General features: G+C 58.4%; 9 protein-coding genes. All 9 read left to right on the top strand.

Annotation, left to right across the window (positions count from 1 at the left end; all coding sequences use genetic code 11):
- Positions 1-13 precede the first annotated feature (13 nt).
- Complete coding sequence (locus BJP07_RS02185) at positions 14-1,321, top strand: AAA family ATPase (RefSeq protein WP_071565860.1); 1,308 nt, start codon at positions 14-16, stop codon at positions 1,319-1,321.
- A 12-nt stretch (positions 1,322-1,333) separates the two neighbouring features.
- Entirely contained in the window at positions 1,334-2,146 is an 813-nt protein-coding gene (locus BJP07_RS02180) for a hypothetical protein (protein WP_071565859.1), read from the top strand.
- Positions 2,147-2,354: 208 nt separating this feature from the next.
- Entirely contained in the window at positions 2,355-2,888 is a 534-nt protein-coding gene (locus BJP07_RS02175; RefSeq protein ID WP_071565858.1) for a thrombospondin type 3 repeat-containing protein, read from the top strand.
- 30 nt (positions 2,889-2,918) lie between these two features.
- Positions 2,919-4,142 (top strand): hypothetical protein, encoded by a 1,224-nt coding sequence (locus BJP07_RS02170; RefSeq protein ID WP_071565857.1) that lies wholly within the window; start codon positions 2,919-2,921, stop codon positions 4,140-4,142.
- 423 nt (positions 4,143-4,565) lie between these two features.
- A complete protein-coding gene (locus BJP07_RS02165) occupies positions 4,566-9,002 on the top strand; it encodes a YPDG domain-containing protein (RefSeq protein WP_071565856.1) in 4,437 nt (1,478 codons plus the stop codon).
- Between the two features lie 455 nt (positions 9,003-9,457).
- Entirely contained in the window at positions 9,458-14,182 is a 4,725-nt protein-coding gene (locus tag BJP07_RS02160; RefSeq protein ID WP_071565855.1) for a YPDG domain-containing protein, read from the top strand.
- A 532-nt stretch (positions 14,183-14,714) separates the two neighbouring features.
- Positions 14,715-16,058, top strand: coding sequence for a phosphate acetyltransferase (gene pta, locus BJP07_RS02155; protein ID WP_071565854.1), 1,344 nt, complete (start codon positions 14,715-14,717; stop codon positions 16,056-16,058).
- Positions 16,059-17,261 carry an acetate kinase gene (locus tag BJP07_RS02150; protein WP_071565853.1) on the top strand — a complete coding sequence of 401 codons (1,203 nt, stop codon included), beginning with the start codon at positions 16,059-16,061 and terminating at the stop codon, positions 17,259-17,261.
- A gap of 190 nt (positions 17,262-17,451) precedes the next feature.
- A complete protein-coding gene (locus tag BJP07_RS02145; RefSeq protein ID WP_143109640.1) occupies positions 17,452-20,706 on the top strand; it encodes a YPDG domain-containing protein in 3,255 nt (1,084 codons plus the stop codon).
- Position 20,707 lies beyond the last annotated feature (1 nt).

Here is a 20,707-nt window from a genome sequence, read left to right as displayed (position 1 = left end):
TATAGTAAAACGCATGTCTGAGTGGCGGTTTGAAACCCTAGAGCTGGAGAACTTCCGTAATTACGAACGGTTCTCGCTCGACTTTCACGAGCGCTTGACCGTTCTTACCGGTGTGAACGGCGCTGGAAAAACGGCTGTGCTGGATGCCTTGAAAGTCATCCTTTCGGTACCCGTTGGGGTTTTCGGTTATCAGGCAGTTGGAATTAAACGCGATGATGCACGCCTAGCACCTCAGCTCGGGAATAGTAACCGGGTATCGCAGGTAGAACCCCACTACCCGGTGTCTGTTAAAGCGGCTGTAGTGTGCGGAGACGACCGATTTGACGTTTTCCGCTCACTCAATGGACCGAGGCGGAAAACGGTGGGAGCGAATTCCGAGTTCCGGAAGTATTGTGAGTTGTTGAAAGATGAGCTCATCGAGGATTCAAGTGCGAAAACCGCTCCGCTGCTTGCCGTGTACGGCGTTGAACGGCTGGTCAAGGAGATTCCACGGAAAGCTTCAGTGCCTACCTCCCGCCTATCGGCCTACGACAATGTGCTGGACCCGCGTTCAGATTTGAACCAGCTTTCGTCCTACATTGAGTATTTGGACGCGCAGCGCCTCGACGCGCTCAGCGCGGACGAGTCGCTTGAAACGAATGCCGACGCGCAGCAGCTGCAGTCTATCTTCGACTCGTGCAACAGTATCCTTGAGCCAACAGGGTGGGGAAATGCGCGGTGGGATCGAAAGGCGAAGTCTGTGGTGCTCACACACGAGCAGCATGGGACGTTGCCGCTTTCCTTGATGGCCACGGGCACGAAGATTTGTGCGGGTCTCGCTCTTGATATCGCCTCTCGCATGGGGCGACTGAACCCGCACCTGTCGGGTGAAGCGCTTCGGCACCACACTCCTGGCATCGTGCTCATTGATGAAGTGGACATGCACTTGCACCCATCGTGGCAAAAGAAAATTTTGCCGACGCTCCTGGAGACCTTCCCCGCTGTACAGTTCATCGTGACGACGCACAGTCCAATGGTGATTGCGAATGCAGAAACGGCATCAGTCCGTGCTCTTAAAGACAATAAGGCGCATACCCCTGAGCATGCGCAGGGACTCGACATCGAGAAGGTGATTGAGCACATTCAGGGGGTGGACCCCACGCCAGACACCGCGAATCGCCGGATGCTGAACGAGTACATGGCGCTCGTGCACGCAGGCAAAGGTAACAGTGCGGAAGCTCGCGAGCTGCGCCAGCGGATCGAAGAGTTGCTCGGTAGTTCAGACCTCGTTCCCGAGCTCTTGGAAGCGGATGCGTACCTGTTTCTTGAGGATGATGACTAGGGAGCGGGGATAGTGTTCGTACATCGTTCTCAGGACAGCCAGGAAGAACGCCGCCTTCGAAGGCTGTTGCAGGATTCGATACGTGATGGTGAGGATTTTGCCACCTTATCTTACAAGGATGAGCTTCGCGCCTACCTTCTGGAGAGGCAGGGGAAACGCTGTGCGTACTGCGAACGCCAAATTAACAACAAGCAGCGAAGCTCAAAGAAAGAACAAGCTGATGAGCGGCGTCCGCCTGCGAATAAGATTGAGCACTTCCATCCACAGAGCAACGTGTCTGGCTCCGCCGCATGTGTCCAGGCCGCGGGGTGTGCTGACTTGGCTAAGGCACCATTGAAGCTTTCGAACATGCTCGCGGTATGTTCAGGCCAAACTAAGATTGCAGGAGCAGTAGGCGAGCACTGCGACACAAGCAAGGCCAACACGGATATTTGTAGGTGGATGCAAAACCCAAACACAGCCCGCCCTGCAGATTCAAAATCCCCCGAACTGGGAAGCCTCGTTGTCGTTGACCGGGATGGCACTGTGCATCCGAATCCGGTTTTTCTATCCAGCGAGGAGGATCTTCCGCAGGCACAAGAAGTCCTCGACGACGTGCTGAATCTCAACTCGAAGTTGTTGAAACGGCAGCGGGCGGGGCTGTACGCCGAACTTGTGAAGAGGCGTGCTACTGTCGAAAAACAGTCGAAGAAACACCGTGGCGCCAGTTTGGTGCAACTACGACGAAAATTCGTAGAAGGTCGACTGAGGAAGTTGGAACAAGATTCAGTGGAGTATCCATCTGTTTACTACAGCTTCTGCGTGGACACTTTAAAAACGCGATAGTTCGAGAGTACTGCCCGTAAAGGGTCACAGCTTCAAGCTGTGATGATTAGGTCGGTTTCATAGTCTGAACCGCAACGCTGCGAAACTGGCAAGGTCACCGGAACCCCGGACAAGCTGGGCGACTGGGGGCAAGGATGAGGAAAAGCGTGAAGTTGAAATCAAGGTCGCCATCGCTGCTCAAGGCAAGGAGGACGTCGAGGGCAAGAAGGTGATCATCGTTCAGCGTGACTCCGACGGCGACGGCATCTCCGACAAGGACAAGAAGAACGCTGGGACGGATCCGAAGGATCCGAATTCGGCACCGTCGACGATTGACAAGATTGCTGATCAGTCGGGTGTGGTTGGTAAGGAGATCACGCCTGTTGAGGTGAAGGTCACCAACATTCCGACTGATGGCAAGGTTAAGGTTGATGGGCTGCCGGAGGGCGTGGAGTACGATCCGAAGACTGGGACAACTACTGGTACCCCGCAGCAGGACGGCACCATCATGGTGACGGTGCCGGAGGGCACTGACTCGAAGGCTGCCCAGGTTGTTGTCACTAACGGTGGCGACGAACCGGTCGGTGAGATCAACGTGACGATCGTGGATCCGCGCAAGGATGCTGCGAAGTACACCCCGAATTACGGTGATCGCAGGAACGTTGAGGCTGGCAAGGTTGAAACGGTTGATCCGTTCGAGGGCCAGACTGGCGTCCCTGTGAAGAAAGCTGTGGGCACGCCTTCTGAGGGTGCCGACGACTAGACCTTCGAGACTGGCAAGGACAGTGGCGTCGTGACGGCGCAAGCTCCGAGCTATGAGAAGGTCGGCGAGCGGATCACTGCTGAGCTGCCGAAGATCAACAGCAGCTGGGCGAAGTTCAAGGAGCTTTTCACCCCATATGTGCGCCCGACGTTAGGCGTGAACTTCGAATACAACGATGGTTCGGCGAATGCTGCGGACGCCGACTTCGAGTTGGTTGGCAAGGATGGCAAGTCCCTACTCAACCCGAAGGGTGACTTCGACGGGGACGGTATTTCCAACGAGGACGAGATCAAGGGCGGTTCCAACCCGGCCAACGGCGACGACGTGCCCGACACCGAGGCGCCGATGGTGAACCCAGTCAAGCCTGGCGATACGGCGATCTCCGGTACGGACGACCGTAAGAACTCGAAGATTACCGTTACCAGCCCAGGCGTCGAGAAGCCGATTGAGACCGACATCGATGCGAACGGCAACTGGTCTGTCAACGTTCCGGGCGATGTTCAGCTCAACCACGGCGACAAGATCACCGTGACGGACAAGGCCGGGCACTCCACAACAGTCACGGTCAAGGACACCACCAAGCCTGAGATCTTCCCAGTCAACCCAGGTGACACGGAGATCAAGGGCAAGGGCGACCGTCCGAGTGAAGACATCATTGTCACCCTCCCGGGCAACAAGGCTGTCAAGACGAAGACCGACGTGAACGGCAACTGGAATGTGAAGGTGCCGTCTGACGTCCAACTGCTGCCGGGTCACGACATCTTTGCCAAGGATGGTGCTGGTCTCGAAGCGCAGGCGAAGGTCGGCATTGATCAGAACAAGTGCATTGCCTCCGTAATGTGCTTCGGTCTGCCGCTGATTGCGCTGCTGCCGCTGGGCCTGGCAACACAAGTACAGATCCGAGTGCTCAGCGACCTTGCGGCACAGATCAATACCCAGTTGAAGGACGTGAACACTCGAATCCAACAGCAGATTGGCGTGTTTGACCCGCAGCTGGCACTCCAAGCTGAGCGCATCAACGACCAGCTGGGCAAGGTAGGCGCTGACCTGGGTATGGTTGCCGCAGCGATCGCGCTGATCGCCGCAGGCGTCCTGGCCGGAACGCTCGTCTACAGCAACTGCAACCCTAACGGGCCACTCTCCTCGGTCGAAGACTTGGAGATTAAAGGCTCGTCTGGCAAGAAGCTGAAGGCCTCTTCAAATGATGAGAGCCAGCCAGCGAAACCTTCCAAAGAGGCAACTCCGAAGAAGTAACTTGCTGAACCACGGCCTCTGCACCCCCGTGTAGGGGCCGTAGTTCATAATATCTGACTAATAATCGGCTAAGAATTTTTAAAGCGGTTGCCTGTCACTTGTTGTGTGACGGGCAACCGCTTTTTGATTGCGTGAAATGGGCCTCATTGGGCGAGCGAAAGATACAGATGTTCTTTAGTGCGTGATGTGGGGTAGTGGCCGTTTTGGCGGGGGGGGGGATGCCTATATGTACCAAAACGTTTCTATCGCCTCTTATTGGTCTGCGCGGTGGTGGGAAAATGGCGTTTGTAAGTCTATGACCAGGAATATTAGAAATTTGCTGTACGGAACCTACGGTCTTTATCGGTTGATACAATTTCCGGTGAAAGGCTTTTAGTTGCTGAACTGAAAGTCAATTTGCTTGCATCAATGGAAGGAATTTCTATGCGAAACTCATATAAGGCGCGCCGAGGCACCTCGATTGCTGCGGCCGCGTTGTCGTTTGCTTTGGTAGCGCCGCTTGCACAGCCGGTAGCGTTTGCTCAGGAGGCTGCGGCTGTTGCAGATCAAACTCCCGGCACTCCGGCTGTTGATGAGAACGGCGTGATTGATGCAGACATGATCGCTAGTGGGCGTGTCACGAAGGCCGCCAACCTGACTGATGCTCACGGTGTTGGTGAGGGCTTGATTTCCGGTCACGTGTATGCGACCGGTCCGAAGGGTAACCCGGGATCGACTATCGATAACGGAAATATTCCACTGGACGGCGTAACGGTTTACGCCCAGTTCCAGGATAAGGATGGCTCGTACTCGCCAATCTTTAAGGCAGAGACCCACACACTACCTGATGTTGTCGGCGGTAACGGTGGTCGGGGCACGTTCGCATTCGGCACTGGCGACAAGGGTATTACCTGGACAGACAAGTTGGGAGTGGAGCACACTTGGGCTGCACGTACCGATCAGAAGCACCGTATCTGGGTTGAGCCGTTCACCAATGATCGTGGCAACAAGATGGTCATGTTCCGCCAGGCCAACGGTTTCGTTCCAGGCTCTTTCAACGGCGTGGTCGAAGGCCCGCTTGGTTCCTTTGTCGCCGCTGATGGCAACATTCAGCTGATGGCGGCGTTCTACCAGGAAGTTCCGCCGAACCACGAGACCAGCTGGATGGCAGCTAAGGGCGACAAGCTGATCGAGGATCCAAAGGGGCCTATCAGCTTGCCTCGGACCCAGCTTGACGAGTCGAACGTTTTGTCTGGTCGCGTATGGCTTGAGACCGGCGGTCCGGATAAGGGTATCGTTGCTACCGGTCCGTCGAAAAACGGTGTCGACCTAGCCGCGGATGGCTACACCGTGTACGCATCTACCCTGACCAAGGACGGTGCTGCTGCGAACGCAGCTCTGCACGACAAGTTTAAAGACGACCCGAACAAGCTGGCTGAGGCCACCAAGAAGATGCTCGAGGACAATCCCGAGTACATTCTCAAGACTGTCTACGGTAAGACCGATCCAGATGGCAACTATTCGCTGCGTTTTGGCGAGCTCACTGATGCCAATCAAACCAACGAGGATTCTCTCAACAAGGATCACCTGTTCGTGTGGGTTGAGAACAGAGATGGTGTGGTCCAGAACGGCTACACCGGTTTCCACACCCCGGTCTTCCAAGAGTTCAACGCCGGTGGTAACTTCCGTCCATCGGCCGTTCCGGGCAGGAACAACACGGTCACTTCACGTGTTGAGGACCAGGACAAGCCACGTTACGGCAAGGGCGTTAACTCGCTGTACAGCGTCAACTACGCAATCATGCCGTACACTCCGGTATCGATCACAGCTGACTACAATGCGACCGACAAGCCTGCTGCCCCTGGTACCAAGGTGACCCCGGAGTTCAACGGCGACCTGTCGGCGCTGCCGTCGAAGGTTGAGTGGCGCGACCAGAAGGGCAACAAGCTTAAAGAGTGCGAGCTTGACCAGTCCAAGGGGATCAAGGCCCAGGTAAAGGCATGCACCTTCGATATCCCGGAGGATGCCAAGAAGGGTGACTACTACAACGTTGTCCTGGTCTCCGGTGGCAACGATGTGTCTGCCTGGACTGTCCTGGTGACCAAGGATGCTGACGAGTACACGCCTGCGTATGAGGGCAAGTTGGTTGTTCCTGGTGAGGAAACCAAGTCGAAGCCGACGTTCACCAAGGCTGGTGAGGATGCCGAGGGTAAGCCGACCGAGGAGAAGGTTGATACTCCTGAGGGTTCGAAGTTCGAGATTCCGAAGGACTTCAAGGCTCCTGAGGGCTACGAGGTCAAGATCGACGAGCCCACCGGTGAGATCACTGTGACGTTCCCGGATAAGTCGAAGCTGGGCAAGGACACCGTTGAGGAGTTTGATGTTCCGGTGACGGTGACTTACCCGGATGGCAGCACCGATAAGACGGATGCGAACTTCAAGCTGGATACCGATGGTGACGGTAAGCCTGATACCGAAGATACCGATGATGATGGTGACGGTATTCCGGATGAGAAGGAAAAGGAAGACGGCACCAATCCGAAGGTTCCGAACCAGAACTTGGACTTCACTCCGGAGTACAAGGATGGTTCCGGTAAGCCGGGCAGCGATGTCAAGATCGGTGCTCCGACCTTCACTGACAAGGACGGTAAGGACACCAAGGTTCCTGAGGGCACCAAGTTCACCCCTGGTGAGAACGTGCCTGGTGGTGTGACTATCGATGAGAACACCGGTGAGATCACCGTGACCATCCCTGAGGGTGCGAACCCAGGGGACAAGATCACCGTTCCGGTTGTTGTGACCTACCCGGATGGCACCAAGGACAACGTCGATGTGACCGTCACGGTGACTGAGAAGGCCAACGGCGTTTACGAGCCTGCGTATGAGGGCAAGTTGGTTGTTCCGGGTAAGGAGACCAAGTCGTCGCCGACCTTCACTGACAAGGAAGGTAAGGACGCCAAGGCTCCTGAGGGTTCGAAGTTTGCTATTCCTGATGACTTCAAGGTTCCGGGCTACGAGTTCAAGATTGATGAGAACACCGGTGAGATCACCGTGACGTTCCCAGATAAGTCGAAGCTGAACAAGGACACCGTTGAGGAGTTCGATGTTCCGGTGACGGTGACGTACCCGGATGGCAGCACCGATACGACGGATGCGAACTTCAAGCTGGATACCGATGGTGACGGTAAGCCGGATTCCAAAGATGACGACGATGATGGCGATGGCATCCCGGATGAGAAGGAAAAGGAAGACGGCACTAATCCGAAGGCTCCGAACCAGAACCTGGACTACGAGCCTGGTTATGAGGATGGTTCGGGTAAGCCGGGTAGCGATGTCAAGATCGGTGCTCCGACCTTCACCGACAAGGACGGTAAGGACACCAAGGTTCCTGAGGGTACCAAGTTCACTCCTGGTGAGAACGTGCCTGATGGTGTGAAGGTTGACGAGAACACCGGTGAGATCACCGTGACCATCCCTGAGGGTGCGAACCCGGGTGACAAGATCACTGTTCCGGTTGAGGTGACCTACCCGGATGGTTCGAAGGACAACGTCGATGTGACCGTCACGGTGACTGACAAGGATAATGGTGCCTACGAGCCGGAGTACAAGGATGGTTCGGGTAAGCCGGGTACGGATGTGACGGTTGACAAGCCGGTCTTTAAGGACGGGAAGGGCAAGGAGACCACTCCGCCGGAGGGCACGACGTTCGAGAAGGGCGAGGGTGCTCCGAAGAATGTGACCGTGAACGAGGACGGTTCTATCACCGTTAAGGTTCCGGAGGATGCCAAGCCTGGTTCCAAGATCACCGTTCCGGTTGAGGTGACCTACCCGGATGGTTCGAAGGACAACGTTGACGTCACTGTCACCGTTGAACCGAAGGGCGCGGATCCAGCTGATCCTTCGGTAAAGCCTGAAAAGCCGACAGATCCTTCCCACGGTAATGATCTGTCGTCGCTGACGCCTGGGTACGATAAGACCGTTGTTCAGCCTGGCGATACGAAGACCGCTACACCAGCGTTCACCGACAAAGGTGGCAAGAAGGTCACGGACCTCAATGGGATCAACACGAAGAACCCGAAGTCCGAGGGCGCTACCGATTGGAAGTTCACTCCAAAAGACGCGACTGTGACTGGTCAGGCTCCGACTATGGAGCAGCTGGCGAAGCAGTTCAACGACAAGTACGGCAAGAAGGGCAGTGAAGGCCGTGCGAAGTTGACGATTGACCAGTTCAAGAAGGACTTCGATCAGGTTGCGAACCCAGTAGTGACCTTTAAGGTGGTCCAAGGTGAGACCGATAAGGATGGTCAGGCGCAGTTCGTACTCGTTGGTAGGGACGGCAAGACGATCCTGGATCCGAACGGTGATGCTGACGGTGATGGAGTCAACAACGGGGACGAGATCACGAATGGCTGGAACCCGTTCGATCCGAACGAAAACGGCTTTGACGCTGGTCGCTGTGCCGCCTCTGCTGTTGGCTTCGGTTTGCCGTTGATTGCGTTGCTGCCGTTGGGTCTGGCTTCCCAGATTCAGATTCCGGTGCTTAGCGATGTGGCTGCTCAGGTTGATGCTCAGCTGAAGGCTGTGAACACTCGTATTCAGCAGCAGGCTGGCGTCTTCAACCCGGAGATGGCTCGTCAGGCTGAGCAGATCAATGCCCAACTGCGCACCGTTGGTGCTGACCTGGGCATGGTCGCTGCAGGTATCGTACTGATCGCCGCTGGTATCCTGGCTGGCACGGTTATCTACGACAACTGCAAGCCGGGTGGTCCAAGCTCCTCCGTCAAGGACCTGGAGCTGAAGGGTTCGTCTGGTAAGTCGTGGAAGCTGTCCTCCAAGAAGGACAACGCTGCTCCTGCCGCTCCAGCAAAGCCGAAGAAGTAACGCGATAGCGCCCTCCACCACCTCCCCCTTCGTGGGGGAGGGAACGGATTAAACGTTTACTAAGCGTCGGGTAAGAAGTAAAGAGCTGCTGTTCGTCATTGTGACGAATGGCAGCTTTTTGCGTGTTTGGACATTATTGGCGGAGGGGGCGTCGAAAAGCCTGTGTCTTGCCAGGTCGCATACAGGTACTCCTGAAAGCGCTATATCAAAGGTGACCATACCCCTTCCTGGGTAAATCGCCGACAGCTTGCAGCTCATAAAGCTCTTAGGTTTATGCCTGCGATAACGGCCAAGTGTCCATAAAGGGTATAGACGTACAATGTCCATTGGATGCACAGACCTTTCATTGTTATTGTCGGATAACTGTAAACCATGTAGCGCCTGTTTCTACACCGGGAAAACGGTGATGCACACGGCGGTGGCATGTTCTGAAATAACGGATGAAAGGAATTATTGTGCGAAGCTCCTATAAAGCACGTCGTGGCACTTCTCTTGCTGCGGCCGCATTGTCGTTCGCGTTGGTTGCGCCTCTTGCGCAGCCGGTAGCGTTTGCGCAAGACGCACCTGCGGCTGTTGCAGGTACAGAAGCCGCTGCTGATACGCAGGGCAAGAACAAGATGGTGCCGAACGCCATCTACACCAAGGGTGGCTGGCGCGATTTCGGCGGCTACCACGGGTACGCCTACATCAACAAGGATGGCCGTGCAGACGATTTGAGCTCGAATAACGAGCCGTTGAAGGGCAACGTCATTTACCTGCAGTACGTGACAGGCAAGGGGGAAGTGTCTCCGACGTTTTACACCATCACGGACTCTGAGGGCCGTTTCTCTTTCGATTTGACCCGGCCCGTCACGGATAAGGTTGGTGCGCCTGCGTTCCACCTGGCAGGCAATTCCAGCTTCAAGGTCCGCGTGTGGGGTGAAAACCCCGATGAGAACAAGTACTCGGTGGTGATGGCTGGTGACGCGATGTCTGGCCGCTACACCACGCGTACCTACCGCATTCAGGAGTCGTGGAACTTCACGGCTGGTCCTTCCGGTTCGCGTATTACCAACGGCCGTTTCGTGCTGGAGGAGAAGCCGAACCATGTCGGTTGGTTGGCGAAGCCGGAGTCCGAGTGGACGCGTGCACTTGACGGTGAGACCGGTAAGCCGACGGTTGACGGCCAGTTCCCGGACTATGGTGCGTTTGGCACCATTAAGAGCCTTGCTGCGCCGAACCAGTCGCAGGTGTGGTGGGAAAATGGTGAAAACGCCGGTTCTTTGCCGGGTTATTACGGGTACAATCCGAGCCAGGGTGATCGTGCCGCTGGTGGTGTAGAGATTGTTGCTTCTTACCTCAATGATGAGGTTGCGCGTCAGCTGGATGCGTGGAAAGAAGCAAACCCTGGATACACTGTTGAGCAGGAGCGTGCGAACCAGGAACGCATCATCACTGAGTACCAGAAGGAGCACGGTGAGGGTTCGCATATCGCTGAGACGGTAGTCGTGCCGTCGAAGGCTGATGGCAAGATTTACCTGCCGTTTAAGGGCACGTACGGTGTGTCACGTACCCAGGAAAACCAGACTGCACAGACGCGCCACAAGCTTGAAGAAGGCGACTTCGGCAAGGTTGCTAAGACATTTGAGACCGAGACTGGTGCTTCTCGTTATGGTGCGTTCTCTGGTGGCGCAATTAACTCGGCGAAGCGTCGTCACATCAATACGGATTACATGTACATCTACCCGCGTATTGAGGGTCGTGATGTGAAGAATTCGGCGTTCCCGATGAACATGTTCCAGAACTATCAGGACCAAGGGGCGATGGCTGCAGGGTTCAATATGAACGGCCTGCAGTTCCCGTTGATGTCTGCACAGCCGATCTTCGATATTCCTGAGTACGACTCGGCGAATAACAAGGGTCGTGCGGGCTCGAAGGTGACCACGAAGACGGCCGGCTTGATGCCGAATACGGAATATGCGATCCGCTGGTACGCAACTGATCCTTCGGGCAACCAGGTTGAGCTCAAGGATAAGATGTGCAAGTTCAAGAGCGACGACAAGGGCGCCTTGAAGTCTTGTGATTTCCAGGCTCCTCAAGACCTGAAGGAAACGACTGTCTACACGGCTGCTGTGGTCAGTGTGGATCCAACATCGGGTGAGCCTTCTGATCGTTGGGAGATCGCGGACTCGTTTACCGCCGTTGTTCCTGAGCCGCTGCCGCTGGGTTCGCGGTATGACGAGTACGTTGCTGATGAGGTTGCTCCGCTGTTTGCTAAGGCGCCGGACAAACAGGTTGAGGGCACCGCTCCGAAGTATTCCGCAGAGGGGCTGCCTGAGGGCTTGACGATTGATGAAGCGACCGGCAAGATCACTGGCACTCCAACCAAGGCTGGTACCACTGAGGTGACCGTGACCCGTGAGGTTGAGGTCATGGTGGAGAAGTATGTTGGTGTCACCAATGAAAAGGGTGAGCCGGTATATGAGAACCCGGACGAGAAAGATCCGACCAAGCTTGTTCAGAAGACTGAGAAGTCCACTGTGCCTGAGAAGCAGCAGGAGCGTGTCGTCACAAAGATTGTGATTACGGATACGCCGCTGAAGGTTGGCACAGTTGGTGAGGAGTACACCCAGGATGTGAAGCCGGAGGGCTTCGGCCCGTTGCCGCAGGGCTATGAAGTGAAGGAAGGCTCCATCACAGTTGAGGGTCTTCCAGCGGGCTTGAAGTTCGAAAACGGCAAGATCACTGGTACACCTACCGCTGCGACCGAGAAGGATGCAGTCACCGAGCAGAAGCCGAACGTGACGGTGAAGTACACGTTGGTGGACCGCGATGGCAAAGAGACCGAGCACACTGATGTTGTGCCGTTGGTGATTAACTCGATGGCAGATGCCGATACCTACACGCCTGAGTACCAGGACGGTAAGGGTAAGCCGGGCACTGATGTAACGGTTCCGGCTCCGAAGTTCACGGACAAGGATGGTAAGGAGACGACTCCGCCGGCAGACACGAAGTTCGAGAAGGGCGAGGGTGCTCCGGGGAATGTGACCGTTAACGAGGACGGTTCTGTGACCGTTCCTGTTCCGGAGGGCGCAAAGCCGGGTGACAAGATTACGGTTCCTGTTGAGGTGACCTACCCGGATGGTTCGAAGGACAACGTTGACGTTACGGTGACGGTGGAGAAGGCTGATCCTTCTGTGAAGCCTGGTGATAACACGACGGTTCCGGCTGATAACAAGCCGCATAATGTAGGTACTGTTGAGAACCCGAATGGCGATGAGCAGGGTGAGCTTGTTGGTGAAGACGGCAACAAGATCCCGGGCTCGTCTGTAGAGATCGACAAGGACGGCAACGTCAAGGTCACTGTGCCGGAGGGTACTGACCCGAAGGATGCCAAGGTGAAGGTTACCGACGGTAAGGGTAATCCTGTTGGCGAGATCGACGTGAAGATCGTCGACCCGAACTCCGACGCTGCGAAGTTCGTCCCGAACTACGGCGATGCCACGAAGGTTGAGGCTGGTAAGACTGAGCAGTCGAAGAAGCCATTTGGTGAGGCTGACGCGCCTGTGAAGTCCGCGAAGCCCACGCCGTCTGAGGGTTCTGAGGACTGGAAGTTTGAGACTTCGCCGACCGATGGTGTTGTCACGGCGACCTCCCCGACCTATGAGAAGGTTGGCGAGAAGATCGATGAGAAAATGCCTGAGCTGAAGAAGACTCCGAAGGAGCAGCGTTGGGATAAGTTCGTCAAGGAATTCACCCCGTTGGCGAAGCCGGATGTCTCTGTTGAGTTTGAGTACAAGGATGGCACGTCGAACTCTGGGAAGGCCGGTTTCGATCTGGTTGGTAAGGACGGTAAGTCCTTGCTGGATCCAGATGGAGACTTCGATGGTGACGGTAAGAAGAACCGTGAGGAGATCGAGAAGGGCTCCAACCCTGCTGATGAGAAGAGCACTCCTGATGAGACCGATCCGACCATTAATAAGGTAACGGAGGGCGATAAGACCATCACGGGTACGGATGATCGTCCGAATTCGAATGTCACGGTTGAGTTCCCGGATGGTACGAAGAAGACGGTACCTACCGATGAGAACGGTAACTGGACGGTTGATGTTCCGGCTGGTACGGAGCTGAAGCCTGGTGGCACGGTCACGGTGACCGACGAGGCTGGTAACTCGTCGACGGCTGAGGTTCAGCCGAAGCCGAAGGACGGCGAAAGTGAAAACCCGCAGAAGCCTGGCGAGAAGCCCGCACCGGCTCCTGGTGACAGCTTGGACTCCCTGGACTTCACGTACCCAGCCGAGACCAATGTCAAGCCTGGCATGAAGGGTGAGGCTACCCCGTCCTTTACCAAGGATGGCAAGACCTACTCGCCAAAGGGCATCAAGGCTCAGGATCCGAAGGCTGCGGGTGCTACTGACTGGCAGTTTGGCACGAATGGCCCAGTAGTCACCGGCCAGGCACCGTCCATGGACCAGCTGACGAAGCAGTTCACTGGCAAGTACGGACAGCCGGGTGACGCACGTCGTACGTTGACCTTCGAGCAGTTTAAGAAGGACTTCGGTGACGTGGCGAACCCACTGGCGAAGTTCGGTGTTACCGATGGCAAGACCACCAAGCCAGGCGAGGCGCAGTTCCGCCTGGTTGGTAAGGACGGTAAGTCCATCCTGGACCCGAGCGGTGACTTCGATGGTGACGGTGTTCCAAACGGCAAGGAAATCGAAAAGGGTCTTAACCCGTTCGATCCGAAGGAAAACGGCTTTGACGCTGGTCGCTGTGCCGCCTCTGCTGTGGGCTTCGGTTTGCCGTTGATTGCGTTGCTGCCGTTGGGTCTGGCTTCCCAGATTCAGATTCCGGTGCTTAGCGATGTGGCTGCTCAGGTTGATGCTCAGCTGAAGGCTGTGAACACTCGTATTCAGCAGCAGGCTGGCATCTTCAACCCGGAGATGGCTCGTCAGGCTGAGCAGATCAATGCCCAACTGCGCACCGTTGGTGCTGACCTGGGTATGGTTGCCGCAGGTATCGTGCTGATCGCCGCTGGTATCCTGGCTGGCACGGTTATCTACGACAACTGCAAGCCGGGTGGTCCTTCCTCTTCGGTCAAGGACCTGGAGCTGAAGGGTTCTTCCGGTAAGTCGTGGAAGCTGTCCTCCGACAAGGGCACAACAAAGAACCCTGCGAAGCCGTCGAAGGAACAGAAGTAAGAACAACGTTTAGCCCACAGTCACCCCTTGTGGGAGATCGCGGGCTAAACACTTACTGACCGCTTTGTAGGAAAGCTGCTGTCCGCCGTTTGTGGCGGGCGGCAGCTTTTTGCGTTGTTGGTGGACGCCGAAAGCGAGCCGGTGCATGTAGGTAGGGGCGGTTTCCCGGCTCCGCATTATGGCCTGAGGCAGTCGATTGAAATTGTTCCCCCCGCATCGTCGATGGCGGGAACGTTCTGCGTGGACAGGTGTCGTCAACTGCGAAAATACGAGCGCCGGTCGACCGGAACCGGCCTGAAACCCAAAATGGTTCCCGGGCGGCGGCGTGGGAACTTTTTGCGGGGTATGCGGAGGTCGCATTGGGGTGTGTCCGCACCGGATGTGAAACAGCTCGGCGAACCAACGCCACAAGTGAGACCCGGCGGCCAATATCGCGGAAATGTGAACTAGGCCCCAATTTTCGGCCCGCGTGTTGTGGCGGGGCTGTAGAATGATACGCATTTATGTCCGCCACGATTCTAAAGGTTGGGTTATGGCTTATCATCTACTGCTTACCTGCACTAACACGAACCTCGGCAGTGCTGATGCTGACGCGCTCGCGGCGCAGCATGGCCTGCGCACCGTCCGCGTCACGGGGGAGACGCTCGCCGAAGCCTACGCCGCCTGCGCCGACGAGGAACACTCCACCTTGTTTGTGGGGCGGGGGGAGTGCACCTTCGACGCGGAGCTCGCTGCGGCGCTCGGTGCGGCGGTCATCGTACTTGTCGACGCCCCGCAGCGCGCCACCCTCGCGCGGCGGGCAGTAGAACGCTACGGTGCAACGCTGCTTGCCACGGTCACGGACGTGCAAGAAGCGGCCGACTTGACTATCCCGGAGGTCGCGCCGGTGATGTCTTCGCTGGTCTTCGGGTCGCATTTGCTGGGCCAGGCTCGCGAGGTTGGCGCGCACATCGTCCTGCCAGAGGGGGAGGAGCCTCGCGTGCTTGAGGCGGCACATAGGTTGTTGGAGGGGGGCGTCGCGAAGCTGACGTTGCTGGGCGCACCCGACGCGATCACCGCGAAGGCGCAGGAGTTGGGGCTGGACGTGTCGGCTGCGACGCTGCTGGACCACCGCGCCTCCGACCTGGTCGAGGAGTTTGCACAGACCTTCGCTGAGCTGCGCAAGTCCAAAGGAGTGACCCTGGAGCAGGCCCGCGAAGCGATGCAGGACGTGTCCTACTTCGCCACGATGCTGGTGCACACGGGCCGCGCGGACGGCATGGTGTCCGGCGCGGTGCACACTACGGCGGAGACGATCAAGCCGGCGTTTCAGATCATCAAGACGCGCCCGGAGGCGTCCGTGGTGTCGTCGATCTTCCTGATGGTGATGCAGGGCCGCCTCTGGGCGTTTGGCGACTGCGCCGTGAACCCAAACCCGTCCGCACAGCAGCTCGGCGAAATCGCCGTCAGCTCCGCGTTGACCGCCGCTCAATTCGGTATTGACCCGAAGGTTGCGGTGCTGTCTTACGCCACGGGTAGCTCTGGGGCTGGCCCCGACGTGGAGCGGGCAGTCGAGGCGGTTGCCGCGGCCCGCGCTATTGATTCCGACTTAATTATCGACGGCCCCCTCCAGTTTGACGCTGCGTGCGATGGGGGCGTCGCGAAGCAGAAGGCGCCGGACTCCCCGGTGGCGGGGCAGGCGAACGTGTTTATCTTCCCCGACCTTGAGGCGGGCAACGCCGGGTACAAGATCGCGCAGCGTACTGGCGGCGCGCTGGCCGTCGGCCCGATTCTGCAGGGGTTAAACAAGCCGGTCAACGACCTCTCGCGCGGCGCAACCGTGGACGACATTGTGAACACGGTGGCCGTGACCGCGATTCAGGCAGGGGTGAAGTAAATGAGCTACGTACTGGTGATTAACTCTGGTTCCTCCTCGGTGAAGTTTCAGATCGTCGACCCGAATTCGGATGCCTCAGACCCGCCGTTTGTTTCCGGGCTGGTGGAGCAGATCGGGGAGCCTCAAGGCCGCATCACCATCAAGCACGGCGAGGACCGCTGGGTGCTGCAAAAATCCATCCCTACGCACAAGGAAGGGCTGGAGGAGGCGTTCGAGCGCCTGGCGTTGCGCGGCGTGAGCCCACGGGACCTTGACGTGGTGGCCGTGGGACACCGCGTGGTGCACGGCGGCATGGTGTTCAGCCAGCCTGAAATCATCGTGGACCCGGTGGTGGACATGATCCGGGAGCAGGTGCCGCTGGCGCCGCTGCACAACCCGGCCAACATCGACGGCATCGAGGTTGCCCGTGAGCTGCTGCCGGACATTCCGCACGTCGCGGTGTTCGATACCGGTTTCTTCCACTCCCTGCCACCGGCGGCGGCGCTCTATGCCATCAACGCCGAGGTGGCGAGCCGGAACCAGATCCGCCGCTACGGCTTCCACGGCACCTCCCACGAGTTTGTCTCCAGCCAGGTGCCGGGGTTGATCGGCACGGACCCGGACCATACCCGCCAGATCGTGCTGCACCTCGGCAACGGTGCTTCGTGCTCGGCGGTGGCGAACGGGCACGCGATCGATACGTCGATGGGGCTGACCCCGCTGGCCGGCCTGGTGATGGGGACGCGCTCCGGGGATATCGACCCTGGCGTGATCTTCCACTTGGCGCGGCACGGCGGCATGAGCATCGACGAGATCGACGAGCTGCTGAACAAGCGCTCCGGCGTGAAAGGCCTGGCCGGCGTGAACGACTTCCGCGAGCTGCGCGCCATGATCGAAAACGAAGATGGCGACGCCTGGCTGGCCTACAACGTCTACATCAACCGGCTGCGCAGCTTTATCGGCAGCTACATGGTGGCACTCGGCAGGGTGGACGCGATCACGTTTACCGCCGGGGTCGGCGAGAATGACAAGTTTGTGCGCGCGGACGCCCTGGACAACATGGAGGCGTTCGGGGTGAAGATCGACCCGGAGCGCAACTCCCTGCCCAACGACGGCCCGCGCATCATCTCCGCGGACGATTCTCGCGTGAAAGTCCTCGTCGTGCCCACGAACGAGGAGCTCGCCATCGCCCAGAAGGCGGCGGCGCTTGCGCGCCACACTTAGCGAATTTTGCGGGGTGACTAGAAGCTTCCCATCATTGTTCAACACCTTTGTTGTACGGCCTCTATTCGTTAGACTTTAGGCTTTGGAACGGCATGTCAGCAGCTGTGAACGCAAATGTCTGCACAGTGAGTACACTTGGTAGCGTTTAGCAATTTACAGACGGGTTTAAGAAGGAACGATGATGGGAAACATGAGCGGACGCAAAGGGGCGAAACGGCGTAGTGGGGTGTCGGTAGCAGCCTGCGCGCTTGGGGCATCGTTAGTGATCAGCGGGGTTCCGGCGGTGGCCGGGACGGCCACGGCGCAGGAGGCGCCCGCCGAGTCCATCTCATGGAAGACGCCACGCACCGAGGCGAGCCGTACGGACGTCACCTTCCCAGAGCTCGTCGTCGCCCCTGGTGAGGTCGGCGCTTCGAAGCCGGAGCTGAAGCGCAACTGGCTCACCGCGGTGTGGAACGAGATCGGCACCCCCGTGAAGTGGGAACTCTCGGAGGGCTTTTCGACGCCCACCGGCTGGCACCTCACGTTTTCCGACGACGGCACCCTCAACGCCACCGCCGACGAAAACATTGAAACCACCACGTTCAAAGTGCCGGTGACCATCACCTTTGCTGACAACTCCGTAAAGCAGGTCGAAGCCAACGTCACCCTTGCTGACGGCCCAACACTCGAACCGATCAAGGACCAAAAGTACTGGAAGGACCACCTGATCCTGCCACGCCGTGTGATGGCCTGGAACGTGCCAGACGACGCGGTGCTTGAGGTAAAAGGCCTGCCAGCAGGCCTGGGGACCTCCGCGCAAACCCGCCGCGGTATAGGTACCTACTTCTTTATCAACGGCCGCCCCACGGAGACCGGCACCTTCGACGTGACCGTGCGCGTCACGGGCGCAAGCGAGATCCTCGAGGAAACCTTCACCATTACCGTCGCCGACTCGTCTGAACTCGGGGAACCCGAAGAATCCAACGTTGCCCCTTCCGAGGTCCCGCCCGTGCGCCCCGGCAGCGACGTGCACATCCCGCTCGATGTCGAGGGCGCCTCCTCCGTGGAAGTTGAAGGCTTGCCGGACGGCCTGGAATACGACGGTGAGCAGCGCGCAATCGTCGGCACCCCGACGAAGGAAGGCACCTCCGAGGTAGTCGTAAACACGATCACGGAGGACGGCAAGCGCAAGCGAAGCTCTTTCACGCTCACCGTGGACGAGAACGCTCCCGAGCCGGACAGCCCAAGCAACCCGGCCAATCCCTCCGACCCAGCCGGACCCGAAACCCCGGACCAATTCGAGTGGGGCCCCATCAGCGTCCGCGCAGGCGAGGAAACCGGTGCAACCCCAACCCGCGCCGCCCAAGGCGTGCGCGTCATCGCGGAGCCGGGCACCCCGGACTGGATTACCGTCTTCGCTAACGGCGCCATCTACGCGGCCCCCTCCCGCGATGTGGAGCCGGGCACCTACACCGCCAAGGTGCGCACCGAGCAGGGGGAACAGGACACCATCACTGTCGAGGTCACCGCAGCCGCCAAGGATGCCGAACGCTACGAGTCTTCCTACGCGGACACCTACGTCCGCGCCGGTGGTTCCGCTACCTCGCCTGCGCCGTACGCGCGCCTCGGTTACAACGGCATGGTCTTTGAGCGTCAGCCGTTGCCGAAGGAGGCGTCGTTTAGCACGCAGTTCGAAGGCGTGAAGCTGAACCACCACACGGGCCAAATCACACTCTCCCCAGCGCTGACCGCGGAGGAAGGCAGCACCATCGAAGTGCCCGTCACCGTCACTTACGGGGACGGCAGCACGCAGGACATCGTCGCTAACTTCCACGTGTTGGCACCACAGTTCGCCGAGACACAAAAGTTCGAGTACGAGCGCCGCGAAGCCTTCGAGGGCGAAACCATCAAGGTGAACCTGACCGAACCTTTCGACCCGGCCTCCGACCCCGAATTCGCGATCGCGACCAAGTCTTCCCAGTACAAGGGCTGGGACCTGTTTATCGACGCCACCACCGGCACCATCACCGCAACCGCCCCGGCCAAGGACGCGAAACCACTCAACGTCGAAGTGGTGGCCCGCTACTCGGATGGCTCCCACAAAACAGTGGTAGCCGTGCTAGGCGTGCGTGACGCGCAGCCACAGGCCTACACGTCCAACCTGGACTTCGAGGACGCCGTCGTCGGCGAGGACGGTTCCGTGACGATCACCCCCACCGGCGACATCCCTGCCGGCGTCACCTTCGAACCAGAAGGCGCCGCAGCCCTCGGCGGCGTTGCCGGCCTGCGCGTCGACGTCGACGAGAAAACCGGCCAGATCAAAGTCAGCCTGCCGAAAGACAGCAAGCCCGGTCAAAGCTACGACCTCGGCGTGCGCATCAACTTCCCCGACGGCGGCTCGAAAGTAGTACATCTCAACGTCGCTCGCGACTCGGAAGCCCGCCGTGAGCAGGCATCCTGGCCTCCAATGGGGGTCGCCGTCGGAGCGAACGCCGTCACACACGACCCGAAAGACGCACCGAAGGGCGCCACCTACGCCATTTCTGCAGACTTCGCCGCAGACGGCTGGAAAGCCGCCATTAACGCCACCACCGGTGCCCTCACCGTCGCGGCGCCAACGACCGCGCAGGTAGGGGACCGCGTCATCATCCCGATCGTGGTCACCTTCGGGGACGGCTCCCAAAAGATCGTCGAAGCGCAGGCCACGGCCGTGCAATCGATGGGCGGTGCAGTCTCCCACGTATACGAGCCGACCCAAGTCCGCGCAGGTGAAACCACCACGCTCAGCCCAACGCTGCAGGGCGCGCACTACTCGCTGCTCAACCCAGTCGGCGGCCTCGACACACGTATCGACGCCGCCACCGGTGCCCTCACCGTCGGCGCCCGCCCGAACGCAGTCCCCGGCGTGCGCGAAATCCCGGTACGCATCACCTTCCCGGACGGCTCCAGCACCATCGCGAACGCCAGAGTCTCCGTACTGACCAACAATGGCAAGCCATCCTTGGCCGAAGCCACCCCCGCCTTCAACGACACCATCAAGGTATACCCCGGCAAAACCACCACCTACGTGGTGCCAAAGCCAGCCGGTGCCGCCGACAACGCATTCGCCCTCGGCCAACTGCCGAGAGGCCTCGCCGACTGGAAACTCAACATCAACCCAACCACCGGCGAACTCAACGTCACACCACCTGAAGGCGCGAAGCCTGGCATCGTGCCAATCCCAGTCGTCGTCAGCTTCGCTGACAACTCCCAAGCCGACAGACTCCTCCGAGTCAAAGTAGTGAAAGAACCACAGGGTGGGACGGAGTGGGCGTCGACAAGTAGTGTGCTCCCACCAGGGCTCAACATTGCAGGCTTCGTACTCGGACTCCTCGCATTCCTGGGCGGGCTAGGCTATTCCCTATACGAACACCGCGACTTCTTCCGCACATTCATGGCATTCCCAATCTTCAACCAGCGCTGAG

Origin of the sequence: Corynebacterium sp. NML130628 (assembly GCF_001875665.1) — a bacterium.
Lineage (GTDB): Bacteria > Actinomycetota > Actinomycetes > Mycobacteriales > Mycobacteriaceae > Corynebacterium.
The sequence above is the reverse complement of the archived record's forward strand: the minus strand, read 5'-3'. Positions and strand labels throughout refer to the sequence as shown.